At 32.8% G+C, this 2,931-nt stretch carries 3 protein-coding genes and 1 pseudogene; all 4 read left to right on the top strand.

Translation table 11 applies throughout. The annotated features are described in order from the left end of the window. Positions 1-139, top strand: a pseudogene (locus ACMUOV_RS05520) (alpha/beta hydrolase); the annotation flags it as partial. A gap of 75 nt (positions 140-214) precedes the next feature. Further along, positions 215-814, top strand: coding sequence for a flavodoxin (locus ACMUOV_RS05515; protein ID WP_413854107.1), 600 nt, complete (start codon positions 215-217; stop codon positions 812-814). Between the two features lie 10 nt (positions 815-824). After that, on the top strand, positions 825-1,835 hold the full coding sequence (locus tag ACMUOV_RS05510; protein WP_413854106.1) for a carboxymuconolactone decarboxylase family protein: 1,011 nt from the start codon (positions 825-827) through the stop codon (positions 1,833-1,835). Between the two features lie 26 nt (positions 1,836-1,861). After that, positions 1,862-2,851: an aldo/keto reductase gene (locus ACMUOV_RS05505; RefSeq protein ID WP_413854105.1), complete on the top strand. Its 990-nt coding sequence runs from the start codon at positions 1,862-1,864 to the stop codon at positions 2,849-2,851. The last annotated feature ends 80 nt before the right edge of the window (positions 2,852-2,931 follow it).

The raw sequence follows: 2,931 nt of genomic DNA, 5'->3' as shown, positions 1-2,931 counted from the left end.
TTCAAAAGCAGTAGGAACACAAGATAAAGAATTATTCCTTGTTAAAGGTGCAACACATATTGAAACATATTGGAAACAGGAATATGTCAAACAAATAGAAGAAAAATTAGCAAAATTTTTCGGTGACAAATTAAAATAAAAATTTTGCCTTGCAAAATTTGAGGGACAGATGAACCGAAATTTTTTGCGAAGTAAAAATTTTTAAGGAGAAAAAATGAATAAAACACTAAAAATGTTAAGTTTAGTAACTGTTTTAAGCATAGCATTGTTAAGTTGTTCCAAAGAAACGGTTGCTGTAAAACAAGGAGAAACAAATATGTTTTTCAAAGATAAAAAAGTAGCGATAGTTTATTTTTCTGTAAGCAATAATACTAAAAAGTTTGCCGAAACAATACAAAAACTTACCGGTGGAGATTTAATAAGACTTGAACCTGTTGTTGCTTATAATTCCAATCCTAACGAAGTTAAGCAGTTAATAGCTGATGCCAAAAAAGAAACGGAATCCGATGTTCGTCCTGAATTTAAATCAATAAACTTTAATGTAGCCGACTACGATATTGTTTTTGTAGGTTATCCTGTTTGGTGGTACACACTTCCTATGATTTTTTATACTTTTTTTGATACCTACGATTTTTCCGGTAAAACTATAATTCCTTTTAACACTCATGAAGGGTCCGGTGAAGGAGGAACATATTCAACAATAAAAAAATGGGAACCTAATGCGACAATTTTGGAAGGGTTACCTATAAGAGGCGGAAATATGGCAAAAGATCAAACAGAAACAATAAAAAAATGGTTAAATAATATTAAATAAGGATGTTTTTATGAAAAAATTAAAATTTTTGACACTTGTAATTTCAGCAGTTTTACTTTTTGGAGGAACGATTATGGCGGAAGACACATTAAGTTTGAAACAACAAAACATTGCAACAATTTCAATGTATACGGCATCTGCGGATTTAAAGAATTTGGAAATTGCCGTCAAGAAAGGATTGGAAGACGGGCTTACAATTAACGAAATAAAAGAAGTAATGGTTCAACTTTATGCTTATTGCGGGTTCCCTAAAAGTTTAAATGCTTTGGGAACATTGCTTAAAGTAACGAAAGAGGGAACTTATACCGAAGGCCCTGCGGGAAAACCGTTATCAAAAAAAGCAAACAAAAATAAAATAGGAACAAAAACTCAAACAGAACTTGTAGGAAGCCCCGTTAAAGGTGAACTCTTTGAGTTTGCTCCTGCAATAGACGATTACTTAAAAGAACATTTGTTCGGTGACATTTTTGCAAGAGGAATTTTAACAAACCAAGAAAGAGAAATAGCAACAATTGCCGCACTTTCTTCAATTGAAGGAGTAGAACCGCAATTGAAATCTCATATTCAGTGCGGCAAAAACACAGGGCTTACCAATAAACAAATAAGTGCAATTCTTATAATTACATCAAAACCTAAAACGGAAATTTTTGCAATAGGGGAACCAAATCCGTTTTCAAAATATTTTATCGGTCAAAGTTATTTGAATATTCTTACAAAAGAACAAGTTTTTACCGCAAATGTAACATTTGAACCTGCCTGCAGAAACAATTGGCACATACATCATAAAGGCGGACAAATTCTTTTATGTACCGGCGGCAGAGGTTGGTATCAACAATGGGGTAAACCGGCACAAGAACTTAAAAAAGGTGATGTTGTAAATATTGCACCGGAAACTAAACATTGGCACGGTGCCGCAAAAGACAGTTGGTTTAGCCATGTTGCAATAGAAGTTCCGTCCGATGGCGGTTCAACCGAATGGTGTGAAGAAGTTTCAGACGAAGAATATAATAAATTGCCTTAAAAATAATTATTAATATAGGAATTTTTATGCAAAATAAACAACTCGGTAAAAGTAATTTATATGTTTCTCCGGTAGGGCTTGGCTGTATGGGCTTTTCTCATGCTTACGGAAAACCTACCGAAAAACAGGAAGCCGTAAAAACAATAAAGCAGTCCTATGATATGGGCTACACTTTTTTTGATACGGCGGAATGTTATATCGGAGCAAACAGTGACGGAACAATTTCTTATAATGAAGAACTTGTTGGTGAAGCTTTAAAATCAGTTAGAGATAAAGTTATTATAGCGACAAAATTTGGTGTAAAACATAATGAGGATAGAACATTAAGTTTAGACAGTTCTCCTTCAACCATAAGAAAATCCGTTGAAGGTAGTTTAAAAAAATTAAAAACGGATTACATAGATTTATATTATCAGCATAGAACAGACCCTAAAATTGAGCCGGAAATCGTTGCACAAACAATTTCAGAATTTATAAAAGAAGGCAAAATAAGAACATGGGGAATATCCGAAGTAACGGAAGATTATCTTAGAAGAGCAAATGCCGTATGTCCGGTAACGGCAATACAAAACAGATACTCTATGATGTCAAGAGAACACGAAAAAATATTTCCTGTTATTGAAGAGTTAGGAATAAGTTTTGTTGCTTTTTCTCCTATGGCTAATGGGTTATTGTCCTGCAAATATACAAAAGAAACAAAATTTACCGAAAAAGAAGATTACAGAAATTTCTTGCCGCAATTTACAAAAGAAGGTATGGAAAAAGCACAAGAACTTTTGAATTTATTAAATAAAATTGCAGAAGAAAAAAATGTAACTGCAGGACAAATTTCTATTGCTTGGATGATGAACAAAAAAAATTATATTATACCTATACCGGGAAGCAGAAAAATTGAAAGATTGCAGGAAAATTTCAATTCGGCAAAAATAGTTTTAACGGAAGAAGAAATAAAAAATATAGATACAAAACTCGATACAACGAAATTCTTGACTTTTACAGGTAGCAAAACAAAATAAAATAAAAATATTATACAGGAGAACAAAATGGAAAATTTAAAGTTATCAAATGGTGTGGAAATGCCTTTGGAAGGGTTCGG

This window comes from Candidatus Ruminimicrobium bovinum (genome assembly GCF_902760015.1).
In the GTDB taxonomy this organism is placed as follows: Bacteria; Elusimicrobiota; Endomicrobiia; order Endomicrobiales; family Endomicrobiaceae; genus Ruminimicrobium; species Ruminimicrobium bovinum.
The sequence above is the reverse complement of the archived record's forward strand: the minus strand, read 5'-3'. Positions and strand labels throughout refer to the sequence as shown.

Coding starts and splice junctions, on each gene's coding strand:
- ACMUOV_RS05510 (WP_413854106.1), top strand. CDS start 825: ATGAAAAAATTAAAATTTTTGACACTTGTAATTTCAGCAGTTTTACTT.
- ACMUOV_RS05505 (WP_413854105.1), top strand. CDS start 1,862: ATGCAAAATAAACAACTCGGTAAAAGTAATTTATATGTTTCTCCGGTA.
- ACMUOV_RS05515 (WP_413854107.1), top strand. CDS start 215: ATGAATAAAACACTAAAAATGTTAAGTTTAGTAACTGTTTTAAGCATA.